The organism is Sorangium sp. So ce1014 (assembly GCF_051521505.1).
GTDB lineage: Bacteria > Myxococcota_A > Polyangia > Polyangiales > Polyangiaceae > Sorangium.
Genome location: NZ_CP150356.1, coordinates 11,836,991 through 11,854,120, shown reverse-complemented (window position 1 = coordinate 11,854,120; position 17,130 = coordinate 11,836,991). Strand labels below are relative to the sequence as shown.

Genomic DNA, 17,130 nt, shown 5'->3' with positions numbered 1-17,130 from the left:
GCATGAACGGTTGCGAGCGCGCGGAGGCTCCGCGCTTCGCAGGAACGGGCGGATCATGCTTAAGATTGAACAAGCACAGACACGCGCGCTGGAAGACCTCTCCCGGACCGGCGCCGAGGCGCGCCCGGCGGCCCGTCGAGAGCGGGAGCGGCTCGCCGGTCCGCGCGACGCCGCCCCGCCCAGCGAGGGCCGCATCAAGGCGGCCCCCGCGCGGCGCTGCGTCACGGCGCGCGCCGTCCGGTCCGACATGCTGCTCGTGCTGCTCGTGCTGCTCGTCGCGCTCGCCGCGGGCGGCGCCCTCGGGTGCGGCCACGCCTGCAACCACGGCTTTTCGCCGTGCCCGGCGGTGTCCCCCGCGACCTCGGTGTCGAGCTCGACGGCCGCGGCGGGCACCTGCCCGACCGAGTATCGCCCCCTGTGCCCGGGCCTCGAGACCCGCTGCGTGACCGACAAGAACGGCTGCCAGGTCTGCGATTGCGCCGAGACCGGGGCCGCGCCGCTCCACCCGCGCGACGTGCAGGCGACCGACAGACAGTAGCCGGGCGCCGCCGGACGAGCGGGCGCAGCGCCCCACCGACGGGCGCGACGCCTCAGCCGACGAGCCGCCGGAGCCGCTCGAGCAGCTCCGGGAAGTCGATCCCCTTGGAGAGCACCGCGTCGGGCGGCGGCGCGCCGCCGAGGTCGTCGTCGCCGCTCCCGCTGAGCAGCACCGCCTTCGCGCGCGGCAGGCGCGCCCGCAGCGCCGAGAGGAGGTCTGTGCCGCGGCCGTCGCCGAGGTTCTGATCGAGCAGCGCGAGGTCGTACGCCGCGCCCTCCGCCGCGAGCTTCCGGCTGGCCTCGGCGAACGAGGCCGCCAGGTCGACCTGGAAGCCCTCGTCCTCGAGCAGCGTCGCGAGCACGAGCCGCGACGACGCGTCGTCGTCCACGAGCAGTACCGTCAGGCGCATGCCGCCCCCCGGCGCCGCCGTGGCCGGCGCGCTCCCGGCCGGGCGCGGCGCGGCGCCCGCCTCCGCCGCGCCGGGCGATGTCCCGCGGCCCTCAGCATGTCCCTGGATCGCTCCGGGCGCGCGCGATCGTGTGCATCAGCTCGCGCACGTCGAACGGCTTGCGCAGGCAGGCGTAGCCGCCCCGGCTCGTGAACGCGTGGATCATCTCCGGCGCCGCGTGGCCGGTCATCGCGATCACCGTGAGATCCGGCTGGATCCGCCGGAGCTCCCGGAACGTCTCGACCCCGTTGAGGCCGGGCATCTTCACGTCGCTCAGCACGAGCGCGAAGCGCTGCTGCCGCACGAGGTCGAGCGCGTGCGCGCCGTCGCGCGCCTCGACGACCTCGTACCCTTCGAGCTCGAGGTTCGCGGCGACCGTGGCGCGCATCCCCTCCTCGTCATCCACCACGAGCACCCGTCTTGTCGCTTGCATCGACGGCTGTCCCCTTCCCCTGTCACGCGGGCTGCGTGGAGTGTACCTCGGGCGCCGCCGCGCGCGGCAGCCGGAGGGTGAACGTCGTCCCTGCGCCGAGCTCGCTCTCCACGGCGTCCTTGTCGAGGCTCGGCACGGGCAGCGCGGCGGGCACCTGGTTCACGAGGCGCACGTGCGCGGGCGCCTGGACGACCGAGATCGCGTCGTCCACGAGGGGCGCGAGCGGGCACGCGGAGCGGCAGAGCCTGCGCTCGCGCGCGAAGTCCAGGAGATCGCCGATGATCCTGGTGCACGCGAGGAGCTCCTTCTCCATGAGGCCGAGGAACTGGGCGACGCGCGGATCGGCGCCGAGCTCGGTGCCGGCGAGGCGCTTCGTGAGGTAGTACGCCGCGTTCCTGACGGCGCCGAGCGGATTGCGGAGCTCGTGGCCGACGCTCGCCGCGAGCTGCCCTATCGCGGCGAGCCGCTCGACGCGCAGCCGCGACTCCTGGGCCTCGCGCAGGCTCTCGGCCATGTGGCGGAGCGCGGCGCCGATGCGCCCGAACTCGTGCTTTCCCAGGTCGGGCACGCGGTGGTCGAGGTCGCCTCCGGCGATGCGCCGCGAGCACTCGGCGAGCGCGCTGAACCCCCGCGCCATCGAGCGCAGGAGGCCGCCGAGGAGCACGACGAGGAGCAGGAGCGCCGCCGTCATCAGGGCCACGCTCGCGATCCTGATCCTCGCGCTCGCGCGGCCCGCCGCCGCGGCGTTCCGCGCGACGTCGCGCCGCGCGTCGCGGATGGCCGCGTCGATGTGGGGCACGAACCCGCGCTCGTACTCGGCCTCGGGGCGCTCCACGAACTGCCGGTGGGCGGCCAGCCGCTCCCCGGCGCTCGCCATGCGGGACACCTCGCCGACGTCCCCGGCGATCTTCGCGAGGCTCGCGCGCATCCTTCGCAGGCGCTCGTCCTTTTCCTGGGTCTCGCCCGGCTCCTCGCGCAGGCGCGGGTCCTCGACCCACGCCCGCTCGAGCGCCTCCACCGCGGAGAGATCCCGCGCGACGACCTCGGTCAGGTGGCGGAGCTCCTCGGTGTCGCCGCCGCCGAGGGAGATCTCCGCGGCTTCCCGCATGGCGCGGCCGGCGTGGTTGGCGAGCGTGATGTGGCGGGTGAGCGCCTCGTACGACAGCTCGGAGCGCCGCTGGAGCAGCGAAAGCCGGGCGGACGTCACGGTGAGCGCGCCGGTGGCGAGCAGGACGACCGCCGCGGCCACGGCGAAGATCAGCGCGAGGGCGGTCCGGATGCTCATCACGGCGCCTCCGCCGCGCCCGCCGTCACGGCGGCGGCGCCGCGGGGCCGGCGGTGGGCGGCTCGGGCGTGGCCGCGAGGGGCAGCTCGATGCAGGCCCGCGTGCCGCAGGGCGCGGCGCTGCCGAGGGTGAGCGTCCCGAAATAGCGGCGCGCCACGCGCCCGGCGATGTTGAGCCCGAGGCCGAGGCGGCCGGGCTTGGTGGTGTAGAACGGGCGCGTGATCGCCTCGCGCTCCGCCTCGGGCACGCCGGCCCCTGTGTCGCCGACCTCGATGCGGTAGCGCGCGCCGACCACGCTCCCGCGCAGCGCGACCACCCCGCCGCCGGTCATCGCCTCCGCCGCGTTCTCCACGAGGCACCGCACCGCCAGGGACAGCGCGGCCGGATCGACCTCGACAAGCCCGTCCGTCGCGTCGACGTCGACGCGCGTCCCCGGATCGGCGATGCGCGCGCACGCCGCGGCCAGGCGGACGCACTCGAGGGCGCTCGCGCCCACCGGCTCCCGCCGGAGGTGCGCGTTCGCGTCGACGACGCCGTCGACGAGCGCGCTCGCCGCGATCGCCTCCTCGTCGATCACGTGGAGGAACTGCTCCACCCGCGGATCGTCCTGGAAGACCTGCTCCCGAGCGACCTTGCGCCGGAGGAAGAACGCCGCGTTGCGGATCGTCCCGACGCAATTGCGCAGATCGTGGCGCAGCGTCGCGACGATCTCCTCGGCCGTCGCGATCTGCTCCGCCGCGCCGAGCGGATCTCGGCTCATCATCGTGGGGCTTCACCTCCCTCGGCTCCCTCGGCGCCGTGCTCGTCTCGGCGGGCGGTCACTTGAGGAATCGGGCCGGGAGCCCGGCGTCGATGAGCCGCGTCGCTCCGACGCAGCTCGACGTGCGGGAGGACGGGGGCGGGTACGAGCTCACCCTGGTGCGCTGCGAGGACTCCGGCGCGTCGCGGGGCTCCGGCGACCTGTGCGGCGGCGCGCCCCGCATCGAGGGAGACGAGCTCGCCTCGCGCGCCGTGGACGCGCTCGCGAGGGCGTCGACGGACCGCCTCGCGCTGGCGAGGCGCGCGAGCTCCAGGACGAGCCGGGTGATCCGGGCGGGCTCGAACGGCTTGAGGATGACGTAGTGGCGGCCGCCCTCGCTGGAGCGGATGTACTCCTCGGCGCCGGTGATCAGCAGGCAGCTCGTGTAGAGCGGCAGGCTGGTGACCCGCATCGGGAGCTCTTCGCCGTTCATCCCCGGCATCTTGTAATCGGAGCAGACCACGTGGAACTGGCCTGTGTGCAGCAGCTCGAGCGCCCGGTGGGCGGACCTGCTGGTCGTGACGTCGGCGTCATCGGAGAGGATCGCCGCGATGCTGTCCAGCATCCTCTGCTCGTCGTCGACGACGAGCACGCGCAACCTCTCCTGGGCATACAGGCTCACGATACTCCTCTTGTGTGCTCGTAAGGGGGCTGAACGCTGACCTGGCGAGCGACCCCGGTGAGCCCTCGCGTCATGTCCTGTACGCGCGCCCGGGTCGCTCGCCGGAGCGACGTCTCGCGATGAAACCGCGCCGCGACCTCGCGCCCTCGTGCCGATACGTTCCAGCGCGGAGCAGCGGCATGGGCAGACTAGGAATCTACACCACCGCCCTACCCCGGTAAAGCGATTCCTGAGCTCATCGTCGATCATCACAGCGGGCATCACAGCGGGCATCACAGCGGGCATCACAGCGGGCATCACAGCGGGCATGTTCACAGTTCACTGTTCTGAAACACTCAATTCACGCGAAAGATAAGCGCATCTGCAGGCCTGCGCTCATGGATTGCATGTCTGCAAGAAGCGCGTGATTTCAACTCTGCTCTGCAAAAAGACGCATGCATTGCAGATTCGAAAGAGGCGCCGCGATGGCGCTCGGCTGGCCTCGGGCCTTGTGCCCGTGCACGATGGCCAACCATGCGATGCGCACGAGAGCGCGCCGCGGACCGCGGGACCTCCGGGTGGGGGCGCGGGTGCGTGGGGGCGCGCGGCCGGCGGGCCGCCCAGGCGGGAAGGGAACACCGGCCGTCCAGGGGCGACGGGCGCTCGGGGGCGCGCCAGCCCCTTGCCGTCGAGAGCAGCGCTCCTGGCTGACGGCGGAGTGACCGCCGCGACCCGGTCTGGTAGGATGTTCCATGCCTCCGGCCATCGACAAGCGCGCGCTGCTCGCGGCCATCAAGGACCAGCTCGCTCGCGAGCTCGAGCGCTCGACCGGGCGGGCGCGCGACGCCGCCAGCGCCGTGACGCACGAGGAGAACCGCGCCGAGGGCGACAAGGACATGCGCGCCACCGAGGCGTCGTACGTCGCGCGGGGCCACAGCGAGCGCGTGCTCCAGCTCGAGCAGGCGCTCGCGAAGCTCGGCGCCCTCGCGGCGCGCGATTTCGGCCCGGGCGCCGGCATCGAGAGCTCGGCGCTTGTGGAGCTGGAGAGCGGGAAACGGCGCTCTCTCTATTTCCTGCTGCCGGCCGCCGGCGGCGAGCGCATGCAGTTCGAGGGGGTCGATGTGCAGACCCTCGCCACGACGAGCCCGCTCGGCGCGTCCCTGCTGGGCCTGTCGGAGGGCGACGAGGCCGAGGTCTCCACGCCGCAGGGGATGCGCACCTACCTGATCACCAGCGTGCGGTGAGGCCGGGCCGCGCGGCGACGCGGCGCCTCGCCGGCTGCCGGGCCCGCCTCCAGGAAAAAGAAGCGGACCTTCGTAGGGAGCGCCTGCCCGGCGGCGTCCCAGGGATGAACGACCCGCTCGGCACGACGCGGGCGACCCAGGAGAAGAGTCCATGATGCAGTCTCGTTGGTGGAGGCTTGGTGGGATCTTGCCGCTCGTCGGCGCGCTCGTCGGTGCGGCCGGTTGCACCGCGGAGACGGGCCAGAGCGACACGTCCCCGAGCGAGGAGGCCGCCGAGGCGGCGCTCCAGGGGCCGTCGAAGGGCGGCCGCCACGGGGAGGACGGCGGCCACCGGAAGGGCTTCGGCGGCCACCGCGGCGGCCCGGAGCACCTCCTGCGCGCAGCGCTCCACGAGCTCGATCTCTCGGACGCGCAGAAGACGACGATCAAGGGCGCCTTCGAGGGCCTGCACGACGGCGCGAAGGCGCGCCCGAAGGACGGGGCCGTCTTCGCGGCGCTCGCCGAGGGCGTGCGCGCGGGCAAGATCGATCGCGCGGCGATCGAGGCGAAGCTGCCCGACGCGGGCCGCGCGGCAGAGGAGCGCCGGGCGCGCGTCGCCGGGGCGCTCGGCACCCTGCACGCCACGCTCACGAAAGAGCAGCGCCGACAGCTGGTCGACGCGATCGCCGCGAGGATGGACGAGCGCGGAGAGAAGGGCGAGCGCGGCCGGCGCGGCGGGCGGGACGGCCAGCACCACCGCGGCCCGGACGGCGAGCGCGGCATGAAGGGCGGCCCCGGCATGAAAGGCGGCCCCGGCATGAAGGGCGGCCCCGGCATGAAGGGCGGCCCGCTGGGCCACCTCCTCCGCGGCCTCGACCTGCGCGACGAGCAGCGCGCGCAGATCGACAAGGCCCTCGAGGGCATGCGCCCGAGCGACGCCGGCCGGAGCGCGCGGGGCGAGGATCACGCGGCGAAGCGCGCCGAGATGCGCGCGCGGCTCGAGACGTTCGCCGCCGATCGCTTCGACGCGAGCGCGTTCCTGCCGGCCGCGGACGCGAAGATGGGCCCGCGGGCGCACCTCGACCACAGGATCGACGCGCTGGCCGCGATCGTCCCGCTCCTCGACGAGGCGCAGCGCAACGAGCTCGCCGACCGCCTCGAGAAGGGCCCGGCCGCGGGCAGGCCCGAGCGCGGCGAGCGCGGCCACTTCCGCGGCGAGCGCGGCGAGCGCGGCCCTTTCCGCGGTGACCGCGGCGGCGAGCGCGGCCCCGAGCGCCGCTGAGCGCTGGTCCCGGTGGCGCGCGCGGAGCCATGGGCGCAGAATCGCGGGGGCACGTGATCGTCGACCTCAGGCTCGTCGCAGCGCGCGTCGCCGGGGGCGATGACGCGGCCTTCCGGCAGATCGTCGAGCACACGCGCGCGCCGATGTACCGCCTCGCCGCGCGCGTCGTGGGCGACCTCGCCGAGGCCGAGGACGCGCTGCAGGAGGCGTTCGTCGATGCCTACCGCGCCCTGCGCGAAGGGCGTTACGACGGGAGATCGAAGGTGGAGACCTGGCTGTACCGCATCGTGACGAACGCCTGCCTCGACGCCCTCCGGCGCCGCCGCGACACCCCGCGCGAGGCGCCGGCCGAGCCGCGCTTCGACGGCCTCGTGTCCGCCGAGGCGCGCGTCGCGCTGCGCGAGCTCGACGCCCTGCTCGCCGCGCTGCCGCCCCAGGATCGCGCCGCGCTCGTCCTCGTCGCCGTCGAGGGGCTGCCCGCGAAGGAGGCAGCGGCCGCGCTCGGTTGCTCCGAGGGCGCCGTCGAGCAACGTTTGGTGCGCGCCCGCGCGGCGCTCCGCGCGCGACAGACCGAGAAGGAGGCGCCGCATGCCTGACCGCGACGACGAACGGACCGAGCTCGATCGGGACCTCGCGCGCCTCGCGGCCGCGACCGCCCGCCTCGACGCCGACGACCACTTCACGGAGGCCGTGCTGCGCGCCGCCGCGGCGGCCGACGACCCGCTGGCCCGCGTCGCCCGCGCGACCGGCGACCTCGCGCCGGACGCCGCCTTCACCGAGGCCGTCCTCCGCGCCGCGACGGCCGCTCCCCCGCCCGCGCGCCCCGCGATGGCCGACGGCATCGTCCGCTCCGGTCGCGCCGCCATCGTGGTCACCGCCCTCGCGGCGGCCGCGAGCGTGCTCTTCTTCCTGCGGACGCAGCGCGACGTCGACACCGCGATCCTGGCCTCCGTGGAGACCCTCGAGGCGATCGAATGACCGTGCCCCCGCCCCTCGCGCCCCCGCCTTCCCCTGCGCGCTGGAAGCCCCTGGCCGTGCTGGCCGCCGTGTTCCTCTTCGGCGGCGTCGCCGGCGTGGCGCTCGGCCGCGGCATGGCCCTGCGCGACCTCGAGGCCACCTTCCGGGGTCCTCCGGCCGAGGCGCGCGCCCAGTTCCGCCTCCGGGCGATGCGCCGCCACCTCGACCTCACGGACCGCCAGGTGCGCGAGCTCCGCTCCACCCTGGCCGAGGCCGAGACCGAGCGGGACCGGCTCCTCTCCGAGTGCCGCCCCGCGCTCGACGCCCTCCGCGACAGCACCGATGCCCGCGTGAAGGGCGTGCTCACGCCCGACCAGCTCACCCGGTACGAGGAGTTCGAGGCAGAGCGGCAACGGCGGCGTCCCGGCCCGCCGCCGCACGGGCCGGGGCACCCCGGCCGAGGCCGCGGGCCGGGCGGCCGGGGCGACTGAGGGCTGCAGGTCGGGGCGAGCTGATCGCCCAGAGATCGCCGGCCTACCGGCGGCCGCTCGCGTGGCGACCCACGGATCACACACCGAGGCAAAATGCCACACGCGCCGCGACGGCAGGCTTCGCTACGCGAGATCCTCCTCCTGCAGGGCGCAATTGACCCCGAACGCCGCGTCGGCGCCCTCGGCGGCGGCCATGATGGCGAGCAGCACGTCCTTCGACGCGTCTCCGGCCACGAAGACCCCTTCGCAGGTCGTCTCCTCGTGCTTGTCCGCCGTCTCCACGCCGCGCTCCTCGGTGATCTTGCAGCGGAGCTTCCTGGCCAGATCCGCCCCCTGCTCCTGCTTCGTCTTCAGGAAGAGCGAGCGGCGCTCCACGAAGCTGCCGTCCTCGAGCACCACGCGTTCGAGCATGCCGTCCCTGCCCTCGAGCCGCGCGATCCGCTCCTCGCGCACGCCGATCCCGTGCCGCGCGAGCCGGGCCGCGTCGGACCTGGACAGCGACGCTGGACCGTCCGTGAAAAGGATCACGTCATCGCTCCATGTCTTCATGTTCAGGGCCAGCGAGAGTCCCGTACATCCCTGTCCGTAGACGCCTATCGCCTTGTCGCGCGCCTCCCAGCCGTCGCAGTAGGGGCAGTGGTGCGCGCTCTTGCCGTACATGGCGGGCAGGCCCGGGAGGTCTGGCAGCCGGTCGACGAGCCCTGTGGCGAGCAGCAGCTTGCGGCAGAGCAGGCGCTCACCTCCTTCCATCGTGACCTCGAACCGCGTCGCCTCGCGGCGGACGTCGGCGACGGCCGCCTCCCGGATCTCGACGCCATAGGGCTGAAGCTGCTCGCGCCCTATCCGTCTGAGCTCGGACGGTGCGATCCCGTCGCGCGACAGGAAGCCGTGCATCGCGTGCGCGGCGTGGTTGCGGTACCGCCCCGAGTCGCACACGAGGACCCGCCTCCGGCACCGCCCCAGGATCAGCGCCGCGCTGAGGCCGGCCGGCCCTCCGCCGATGATGATCACGTCGTATCCCCGGACATCCGCGCTGCTGGTCGACATGGGTCCGCGGCCACCTCGCAATGAGCGCGCCGGGCCCCCTCGCGCGCCGAGCGCCCGCGACCCGCCCTGGGTGGGCCCGCGGCCGCTCGGCGCGCGTCCCGGCGGCGGTTTCGTGCGCATCATTCGCCGCGCTTGCCCTCGACCGCTACGCTGGCCGCATGCGCCTGCGAACGAGCCTGTCCGTCGCGTTGCTCTCGGCTGTGACCCTGACCGGCGCGTGCGCCAGATCGGATCGTTCGAGCTCGGCGCCGAGGGAGTCCGCGCCTGCGCCCGTGCAGGCGGCGGCGCTCAACCTGCAAGCGCAGGCGCCTGCGCCCGGGGTGCCTCCGCTCGCCCAGCGGGCGATGCGGATCACCGTCGATACAACGATCCTTGTCGACGCCTTCGATCCGGCGATGCATCGGCTCCGGACCGCGGTCGAGGAGCACGGCGGCTACGTGAGCGAGGCCAGGGTGCACGGCGGCCCGCACCGCAGCGCGTCGCTCGAGGCGCGGGTCCCCTCGGCGAAGGTCGGCGCCTTCCGCGCCGTGGTGGCCTCGGCCGGCGAGGTGGTCGCCGACGCGGAGAAGGCCGAGGACGTGACCGAGCAGCGCGCGGACATCGGCGCGCGGCTGCGCAACGCCCGCGCCCAGGAGAAGCGGTTGCTCGACCTCCTGTCGGACAGGACCGGGAGCCTCGCGGACGTTGTCGCCGTCGAGAAGCAGCTCGGGAGCGTGCGCGAGACGATCGAGCAGATCGAGGCGCAGGAGCGGTTGCTGGAGGGGCAGATCGCCTATGCGACCGTGAAGATCTCGATCACGACCCGCCGCGAGGAGCCGACCGTGGGCGCCGGCGGCAGGATCGCCCGCGCGGCCAGGGAGGGGGTCGAGAACGCGGGCGCTGTCGTCGTGAGCACCGTGGTCTTGCTGGCGGCGGCGGGTCCCACCTTGCTGCTCCTCGCGGCGCTCGGCGGGGCGCTGTTCTACGCCCTCCGCGCCCTCGTCCGGCGGCAGCAGCGGCGCGCCGCGGCGACCTTCCGTCCGCCCTTCCAGGCGGGCCCCATGCATCCTTATCCTCCGCCTCCGGCCGGCGCGCCGCCGGCGCAGGGCCCGCAGCCTCACCCGACCGGCGCGCCGCCGGCGCAGGGCCCGCACGGCGGCGGAGGCGAGGTCGGCCCCGGTTGAGCCGGGGCGAAGGCCCGATCCCCTCGACGACCGCCCACCCCGCCCCCGCGTACGTGCCTTCCCGATAACGCCGATTGAAGGCCGCTTCGGCGCGCGCTCGTCAGCGTTGTGCCCCACGCCGTCGCTCCCCCGCTGCGTGCGCGCGCATGCCGTCGCACAGCGCGTGGCAACGACACACAGCCAGCTCGCGCCCGTCCTGTTGTCCCTTCATGGGATGTGAGATTTCGATCATCAATCGCGCTTCGCTCGCTTCGCTCGATTCGAGGTGGAGCGCGACGAGCGGCGACGCGCGACGCGCGACGCGACACACAGCCTCACGCTCGCTCTCCACGCTCTGGACAGAGCAGACTCGCAATCAACGATTCAATGATTCAACACGGATGTTCTATTGAACACTGGACATCGATGGCGATTCTTCGGTACAACCAATTCGACCTTCGACGCGACCGCGAAGGAACGAACCGGGGGGACGACCATGTACCGAATCAGCACCGCTGACTTCGCAGCGCTGGCGCTCGTGTTTCTTGTGTCCTGCGTCACGGACCAGGAAGAACAGGAGGGATTCGTAGGAATTGCCCCTAATGCGCTTGAGTACCTCAACGCCCTCAACCCCAACGCTCTCAACCCCAACGCCCTCAATCCCAACGCCCTCAACCCCAACGCCCTCAATCCCAACGCCCTCAACCCCGGCGCGCTCAGCCCAGCCGCCCTGAGCGCAATCCAGGCCCCGGGGGAGGCGGGCGATCTCTCGCGCCAGCTCCTCAGCTATGTGGTCGGCTGTGCGTTCAGTTCCGCGCAGTCATTCACCTTCTCGTGGACCGATGACTCGGGCACGGTTCGTAACGAGGAATACTGGGGGCTCATCGGCCTCGCGCAGAAGTGGCGCGACAAGCCGCTCGGGCAGACGGATCAGCAATGGATCTCTGCGTGCCTCGCGTCGCGGACGAACTGGTACGGCGCCTCCGTGACGATCTCCTCGCGGGGCATTCATTCGGCCATCGACAAGTCCTCTACACCCGAGCTCTCGACCTACACGCGACAGGAAGGCGCCTTCTGGGGCAATCTCTTCACCGCCTCGCCCTACCTGAAGGCTTGCTACAACGAGGCCAACCGTGACCACGCGCGCTCGCTGAACCGGGAGTGCGCCGCCGGTCACCTCGACGGCAGCGGAGCCGCCCAGGAGTGCGGGATGATCCACGTGCTCGGGCCGTGCGACAGCCGCTGCCTGCCGCTCAACCAGCAGGGCGTGTACTACCCGGGCTGCGGCGACGACGTCATCGGCGGCCCGGGCTGGACCAGCACGGTCATCACCGTCTTCCTCCCCTAGAGCGACAAACGGGTTGAAACTGCCTGAAAAGAGCAGAGTTTCGAACCGCCAAGGCGCCAAGGACGCCAAGAAGAGAACAAATTCTTGGCGTCCTTGGCGCCTTGGCGGTCCATTTCTCGGTCGCGCAACCTGATCGGTGCTCTAGCCACGCGCGAGCCGCGCGTGGCCCGGGGTCGCGTCCCGTGGGCCCGCTCTCCTCCGGCTGGGACCCGCGCGCCGGGCGCCGCCGGCGCTCGGCCTCGCGCCTACTTCCCCGCGACGCCGGAGGCCGGCACAAGCGCCAGCACCCGGGCGGGCGCGCCGCTGCCGCGCGTGAGCGGGAGCGGCGCGACCACCACGACCGCCCCGGCCTCGGGGAGCTGCTCCAGGTTGGCCAGGTTCTCGATGTGGTAGCCGCCGGCGCCGAGGAACGCCTTGTGCTGGTCGAACGACTGGCTCGGCCCCGGATCGGTCGACAGCGTGTCGATGCCGACGCAGCGCACGCCGCGCTCGCGCAGATAGCGGCTCGCCTCCACGGAGACCCCGGGAAAGTGCATCACGCCCTGCGCGTCCTGGTTCAGGTACTTCGCCGGATCGGACCAGCGGGCCCCCCACCCCGTCCGGATCAGCACGATGTGCCTCGCGCCGAGCGCCCCGTGCCGCGCCTCCCAGCCCCGGAGATCGTCCACGGTGACCTGATGGTCGGGGCTGGCCGCGACCTTCGCCGTCACGTCCACGACCGCCGCCGACCCCACGAGCTGCTCCGGCGCCATCTGCTCGACGGTCGGCGCCCCGGCCTTGAAGTGCGCCGGCGCGTCCACGTGCGTGCCGGCGTGCTCGTCCATCGAGAACCGGCTCGAGTAATACGCGTCCTTCTCGACGGTGCTGAGCGTCTCCGACGCATAGGGCTTGTTGCCGGGATACAGCGGCATCTCCGGCGTGATCGGGTGCGTCAGGTCGACCACCCGCGCCGTGGCGATGTCGAGGAGCGCGGGCGCGGCCTGCGCCGCGGACGGCGGCGCCGCCCCCTCCGCCTGCGCCGAGGACGGCGGCGCCGCGGCGGGCGGCGACCCCGCGGCAGGCGCGCACGCCGACAGGGCGAGCGCCGCCGGGCACAGCGCGTACGCCGCGGCGCCCCTGGCCCCCGCTTGAAGGAAGCTGACCACGCCGGTTCCATGCGCCTTGTGCATGGCGCACATGTCACCACAGGCCCGCTCCCGCCACAAGACGCACGGCCGGGCCCTCGCGTCGGGCCGGCTCAGACCTCGTGCAGCTTCACCCGGCGTCGCAGGTAGTTGAGCAGATCGATGCGGGTGACGAGCCCGACGAACTCGTCGCCGTCGGTCACGATCGGGACGAGCCCCGCGTCGAACATCGGGAGGAGATCCCGGATCGGCGTCCGCACGTCGACCGTCTTGAGCCGCGTCGTCATCGCCGTCTCCACGGACTGGCGGAAGCGCGTCACGTCGTCGACGGCCGCGAGGAGGAGGTCGGACTCGTCCACAAGGCCGACGATCTTGCCGTCCTCCAGGACGGGGAGCTGCGACACGTCGTAGAGCTTCATCCTCGCATAGGCGACCAGGAGCGCGTCCGCCCGCTGCACCGTGACCACCGCCCTGTCGGCGTGGCGGCGCGTGATCACGTCGCGCAGGTCCCCTGTCGGCTCGCGATCGGTGAAGCCCTGATCGGCCATCCAGAAATCGTTGTACATCTTCGACAGGTACTTGTTGCCGCTGTCGCACACGAGCGTGCAGACGCGCTTGGGCGACGACTGCTCGCGGCAGTAGCGCAGCGCCGCCGCGAGGAGCGTCCCGGAGGACGAGCCGGCGAGGATGCCCGTCCTGGAGAGGAGCAGCCGCGCCGTCTCCAGGCTCTCACGGTCGGAGATCGTGTACGCGTGCTTGACCCGGGAGAGGTCCAGGATCGGGGGGAGGAAGTCCTCGCCGATGCCCTCGACGAGCCACGAGCCCGCCTTGCCGAGCTTGCCCGTCTTGATGTAGCCCGCCAGCACCGAGCCCTCCGGGTCGGCGAGCACCATGTCGCAGCGCGGCTGCGCCGCCGCGAAGTAGCGCGAGAGCCCGGTCAGGGTGCCGCCGGAGCCGACGCCGCACACCATCGCGTCGATCCTGCGGTCGAGCTGCGCGTCGATCTCGGGGCCGGTCCCGGTCTCGTGCGCGAGCGCGTTCGCGGGGTTCTCGAACTGGTTCACGTAGAACGCGCCCTCTTCGCGCGCGATGCGGGCCGCGAGGTCCTGGTAGTAGCTCGGGTGGCCCTTCTCGACGTCGGAGCGCGTCATCACCACGTGCGCGCCGAGCGCCTTCAGGTGAAAGATCTTCTCCTGGCTCATCTTGTCGGGGATGACGAGCGTCAGCCGGTAGCCCTTCCGCGCCGCGACGAGCGCGAGGCCGAGGCCCGTGTTGCCCGCCGTCGCCTCGACCACGTGCCGCCGCTCGCCGCCGAGCTGGCCGTCGCGCTCGGCCGCCTCGATCATCGACAGGCCGATGCGATCCTTGATGCTGCCGCCGGGGTTCTGGCTCTCCATCTTGAGAAAGAGCTCGCACGGGCCGGTGTCGAGCTGAGTGACCTGGATCATCGGGGTGCGGCCGATGAGAGAGACGATGTTCTCGGCGGGCGGAGGGGTCGGCATCGGCGTCGTCATGGCAGCTCAACGGTCACACGACGCGCACCGTCTGTCGAGGCGCTCGGCCGGCCATCGCGCGGGTCAACGCGGGCAGCCCTGGAAAACGGACAGAGGTCCGCTAGGATGGATTGTCCCTTGTGGCGCGCGGGGGGGAGTGTACGCCGCGACAATGTAAGTAGTGTTTCTTATGTCTCGACCGTTCCCGGCGTCGCGGCGCCGCGCGTCAGGCGGCGGGCCGCACGGCCTTCTTGAACGCGGCCGGGCCGAGCGCGTTCAGCACCTCGCCCCGGCGGAGGCCGCCTCGCCGCGCGGTCCCCACGCCGAAGCGCAGGTTGTGGAGCGCGTTCGTCGAGTGCGCGTCGGTCGAGATCACGAAGCGGATACCGCGCTTGCGCGCCTCCTTGATCCACCGGGGCTCCATGTCGAGGCGGTACGGGTCCCCGTTCACCTCGACGGCGGCCCTCGACTCGGCCACGGCGTCGAGCACCTCCTCGACGTGGCACGCGAACGGCTCGCGCCGCTGGATGAGCCGGCCGAGCGCGTGCCCCCAGATCTTGAAGACCGGCAGCTTCATCGCGCTCACGAGCCTGCGCGTCATCTGGTCCGCGTCCATCTTCATGCGCGAGTGGATGCTCGCGATGATCACGTCGAGCTGCTCGAGGATCGCGTCCGGATAATCGAGCTCCCCCGACTCCAGGATATCGGACTCGGTGCCCCGGAGGAGCTTCACGCGCACGCGCTCCTGTACGCGGGCGATCTCGTCCCATTGCTGCTTCAGCCGGTCGAGGCCGACGCCGCCCGCGTAGTGGGCGGCGGGCGAGTGATCGGTGATGGTGAGGTATTTCATCCCCATCGCCTCGGCCTCCAGGGCCATCTCCTCTATCGTGTTCTTGCCGTCCGAGTACACCGTGTGGCAGTGCACCATGCCCTGGAGTTCGCCCTCCACGATGAGCTCGTCCTCGCCGCCGTCACGCGCGACGGCGGCGAGGATGTCCTCCGCGCCCTCGCGGAGCTCGGGCGCGATGTACGGGAGGCCGAGGTGCCGGTAGAGCTCCTCCTCCGTCTTCGCCGAGAGGCGCTGTTTGCCGCGGAGGAGCCCTCGCTCGTCGAGGGTGAGCCCCAGCTCGCGCGCGAGCGCCCCGAGCGCCTCGAGGTACGCGGGCGCGCCCGTCCTGTGGTGGAGCGCGGCGGCGTAGTACCGGGGCGGCACGCAGAGGAGCTCGCCCCTGAGGCCGCCCGAGAACCTCACCTTGCACCGCGCCTCGCCGCGCTCCTCGACCTCGGCGACGCGCGGGAACCGGGCGAACCAGTCGACGACCTGCGCGGCGTCGTCCGCCGCGGCCACGACGTCGACGCCGGCCACCGTCTCTTCCCAGCGCCGGATCGCGCCTGCGACGTCGGCCTGCTCGGCGGCCTCGCACCCGCGCACGTGGGCGAGGAGCGGCTCGGCCAGATCGAGGGCGTCGACGAGGAGGATGCGCTCGTCGCGCGTCTCGTGGCGGTGGATGCCCTCGAGGAGGCTCGACTCGATCTTCGCCCCGAAGCCCTTCACGGCGCGGACCTTCCCTGTGAGACAGGCCCTCTTGAGCTCCTCCACGCTACCGATGCCGAGCGCGTCGTGGAGCGCCTTCATCCGCTTGAGGGTCATCCCCGGCACCTGGGAGAGCTCGAGGACACCGCGGGGCAGCTCGGCGCGGAGCTGCTCGAGCTGCACGGAGCGCCCTGTCTTGTAGAGCTCGGCGATCTGGGCGGCGAGCGCCGCGCCGATGCCCTTGAGCTCGGTGAGCCGCTTTCCGTTGATGAGCTCGCCGAGGTCGTCCGTGAGCTCCTCGAGGGCCCCGGCGCCGGTCTCGTAGGCGCGCGCTCGGTAGGGGTTCTCTCCCTTGATCTGGAGGAGCATGGCCATCTCGCGGAGGGCGCGGGCGATGTCGAGCTTGTCGAGCATGGTTGGCGGCAAATATAGCACTCGCAGCGAGGAGGCCATGCCGCGCGGGTCGGGGGAGCGGGGCAGTTTGCCACACGGACACCGTGGGTGGCGCGGCCGGCGGGAGCGCCGCGCCGGCACGTCGCGCGGTCGGTGGGGCCGGCGAGATACCGGACGATGGCCACAAGGTCCCCCGCCCGGGGCGGGCGGCACGCCGCGAACCCATCCGGATGAGCTGGCGTGTCCACCGTGGAGATGGGTGCGACCCATCTCCACGGTGGACACGCCTCCAACGAAGGTAGTAGCGCTTCGCATGCGTCCCCCGAGCTCGTCACGAGCTCCAGGTTGCCACCGCGCAAGAACGCCGCTGTGGGCTGGCCCCCGAGGGCGATATCGCTCGTCAAGCAGCCGTTCGAGTCCTCAACCCCTCGACGGTTCGGTCCACTCGCCGCGGGCGAAGTGGAGCGCCTCCGCCTCGATCGTGGTCGCGAAGCTTGTCGCGCCGTCCTGGCGCGTGAGGCGGCTCACCTGCAGCAGGCCCGCCTGCGTCCCAACCAATACCGCCGTCCGCGCGAAGCTCGACGTGATCTGTGCCCGCATGCCGTGCATCGCCTTCTCGAACTCGGCGTCGTTGCGCGCGGACGCCTGGCGCATGTCGACGACGATGCCAGCGCTCCGGTGTCGCGATGCGATCAACCACAGCACTGCCGCGTTGGCGCTCGTGAGCTCCGCGATGGAGGCGAAGGGCACCGGCTGGCGCGCGAGCCACACGACGCGCCCGTCGCCGTCCTCCTCCATCAGCCAGTGGGTGCTCGCAAGCAGCGTCGTCTTCACCGGATCGGAGGGAATTATGGCACCCCATGGGCACGAGGGGCAGAAACCCACGTCCTTTGCAGCTGAACGCCGCGAGACGCTTCTCTTCGCGGCCGCCGCGGCGAAGCCGCGCAAAGCTGGGTCGGCTCACGACAACGGATCGCGCCAGGCCGAAGCCG

The 17,130-nt window shown here is 72.5% G+C and carries 18 protein-coding genes; 8 read left to right on the top strand and 10 right to left on the bottom strand.

What is annotated here, in order from left to right; all coding sequences use genetic code 11:
• Nucleotides 1–55 precede the first annotated feature (55 nt).
• On the top strand, nt 56–538 hold the full coding sequence (locus tag WME75_RS44640) for a hypothetical protein (RefSeq protein WP_437484228.1): 483 nt from the start codon (nt 56–58) through the stop codon (nt 536–538).
• A gap of 52 nt (nt 539–590) precedes the next feature.
• Here WME75_RS44640 and WME75_RS44635 read toward each other — a convergent pair whose 3' ends face one another.
• The 5 genes from WME75_RS44635 to WME75_RS44615 form a co-directional block, all read right to left on the bottom strand.
• The gene (locus tag WME75_RS44635) at nt 591–947 is read right to left on the bottom strand and encodes a response regulator (protein ID WP_437484225.1); all 357 of its coding nucleotides are present in this window, start codon (nt 945–947) and stop codon (nt 591–593) included.
• A gap of 91 nt (nt 948–1,038) precedes the next feature.
• Nucleotides 1,039–1,419 (bottom strand): response regulator, encoded by a 381-nt coding sequence (locus tag WME75_RS44630; protein ID WP_437484223.1) that lies wholly within the window; start codon nt 1,417–1,419, stop codon nt 1,039–1,041.
• 22 nt (nt 1,420–1,441) lie between these two features.
• The gene (locus tag WME75_RS44625) at nt 1,442–2,704 is read right to left on the bottom strand and encodes a histidine kinase dimerization/phospho-acceptor domain-containing protein (RefSeq protein ID WP_437484220.1); all 1,263 of its coding nucleotides are present in this window, start codon (nt 2,702–2,704) and stop codon (nt 1,442–1,444) included.
• Between the two features lie 25 nt (nt 2,705–2,729).
• Nucleotides 2,730–3,467 carry a sensor histidine kinase gene (locus WME75_RS44620; protein ID WP_437484217.1) on the bottom strand — a complete coding sequence of 246 codons (738 nt, stop codon included), beginning with the start codon at nt 3,465–3,467 and terminating at the stop codon, nt 2,730–2,732.
• 55 nt (nt 3,468–3,522) lie between these two features.
• Nucleotides 3,523–4,125 (bottom strand): response regulator, encoded by a 603-nt coding sequence (locus tag WME75_RS44615; RefSeq protein ID WP_437484214.1) that lies wholly within the window; start codon nt 4,123–4,125, stop codon nt 3,523–3,525.
• Between the two features lie 731 nt (nt 4,126–4,856).
• Here WME75_RS44615 and WME75_RS44610 point away from each other — a divergent pair.
• From WME75_RS44610 to WME75_RS44590, 5 genes are all read left to right on the top strand, one after another.
• Complete coding sequence (locus WME75_RS44610) at nt 4,857–5,348, top strand: GreA/GreB family elongation factor (RefSeq protein WP_437484211.1); 492 nt, start codon at nt 4,857–4,859, stop codon at nt 5,346–5,348.
• A gap of 151 nt (nt 5,349–5,499) precedes the next feature.
• The gene (locus WME75_RS44605; RefSeq protein WP_437484208.1) at nt 5,500–6,609 is read left to right on the top strand and encodes a Spy/CpxP family protein refolding chaperone; all 1,110 of its coding nucleotides are present in this window, start codon (nt 5,500–5,502) and stop codon (nt 6,607–6,609) included.
• Between the two features lie 29 nt (nt 6,610–6,638).
• Nucleotides 6,639–7,205, top strand: a complete 567-nt coding sequence (locus tag WME75_RS44600; RefSeq protein ID WP_437484205.1) for an RNA polymerase sigma factor — start codon at nt 6,639–6,641, stop codon at nt 7,203–7,205.
• Nucleotides 7,198–7,587, top strand: a complete 390-nt coding sequence (locus WME75_RS44595; RefSeq protein WP_437484202.1) for a hypothetical protein — start codon at nt 7,198–7,200, stop codon at nt 7,585–7,587. Before WME75_RS44600 ends, WME75_RS44595 begins: the two co-directional genes overlap by 8 nt.
• Nucleotides 7,584–8,057: a hypothetical protein gene (locus WME75_RS44590; protein WP_437484199.1), complete on the top strand. Its 474-nt coding sequence runs from the start codon at nt 7,584–7,586 to the stop codon at nt 8,055–8,057. The genes WME75_RS44595 and WME75_RS44590 overlap by 4 nt, the downstream gene beginning before the upstream one ends.
• A 123-nt stretch (nt 8,058–8,180) precedes the next feature.
• Here WME75_RS44590 and WME75_RS44585 read toward each other — a convergent pair whose 3' ends face one another.
• Entirely contained in the window at nt 8,181–9,104 is a 924-nt protein-coding gene (locus WME75_RS44585) for an NAD(P)/FAD-dependent oxidoreductase (protein WP_437484197.1), read from the bottom strand.
• Nucleotides 9,105–9,262: 158 nt separating this feature from the next.
• On the opposite strand from WME75_RS44585, the gene WME75_RS44580 reads away from it, so the two are divergent.
• Nucleotides 9,263–10,267 (top strand): DUF4349 domain-containing protein, encoded by a 1,005-nt coding sequence (locus WME75_RS44580; RefSeq protein WP_437484195.1) that lies wholly within the window; start codon nt 9,263–9,265, stop codon nt 10,265–10,267.
• A 475-nt stretch (nt 10,268–10,742) separates the two neighbouring features.
• Nucleotides 10,743–11,594 carry a hypothetical protein gene (locus tag WME75_RS44575; RefSeq protein WP_437484193.1) on the top strand — a complete coding sequence of 284 codons (852 nt, stop codon included), beginning with the start codon at nt 10,743–10,745 and terminating at the stop codon, nt 11,592–11,594.
• Between the two features lie 245 nt (nt 11,595–11,839).
• Here WME75_RS44575 and WME75_RS44570 read toward each other — a convergent pair whose 3' ends face one another.
• The 4 genes from WME75_RS44570 to WME75_RS44555 all read right to left on the bottom strand — a co-directional run bounded on the left by WME75_RS44570 (nt 11,840) and on the right by WME75_RS44555 (nt 16,972).
• Entirely contained in the window at nt 11,840–12,763 is a 924-nt protein-coding gene (locus tag WME75_RS44570; protein WP_437484192.1) for a cyclase family protein, read from the bottom strand.
• Nucleotides 12,764–12,831: 68 nt separating this feature from the next.
• Complete coding sequence (locus WME75_RS44565) at nt 12,832–14,232, bottom strand: pyridoxal-phosphate dependent enzyme (protein ID WP_437484190.1); 1,401 nt, start codon at nt 14,230–14,232, stop codon at nt 12,832–12,834.
• Nucleotides 14,233–14,437: 205 nt separating this feature from the next.
• Nucleotides 14,438–16,159, bottom strand: coding sequence for a helix-hairpin-helix domain-containing protein (locus WME75_RS44560; RefSeq protein WP_437484188.1), 1,722 nt, complete (start codon nt 16,157–16,159; stop codon nt 14,438–14,440).
• A 399-nt stretch (nt 16,160–16,558) separates the two neighbouring features.
• Nucleotides 16,559–16,972, bottom strand: a complete 414-nt coding sequence (locus tag WME75_RS44555; RefSeq protein ID WP_437484186.1) for a hypothetical protein — start codon at nt 16,970–16,972, stop codon at nt 16,559–16,561.
• Nucleotides 16,973–17,130: the final 158 nt, after the last annotated feature.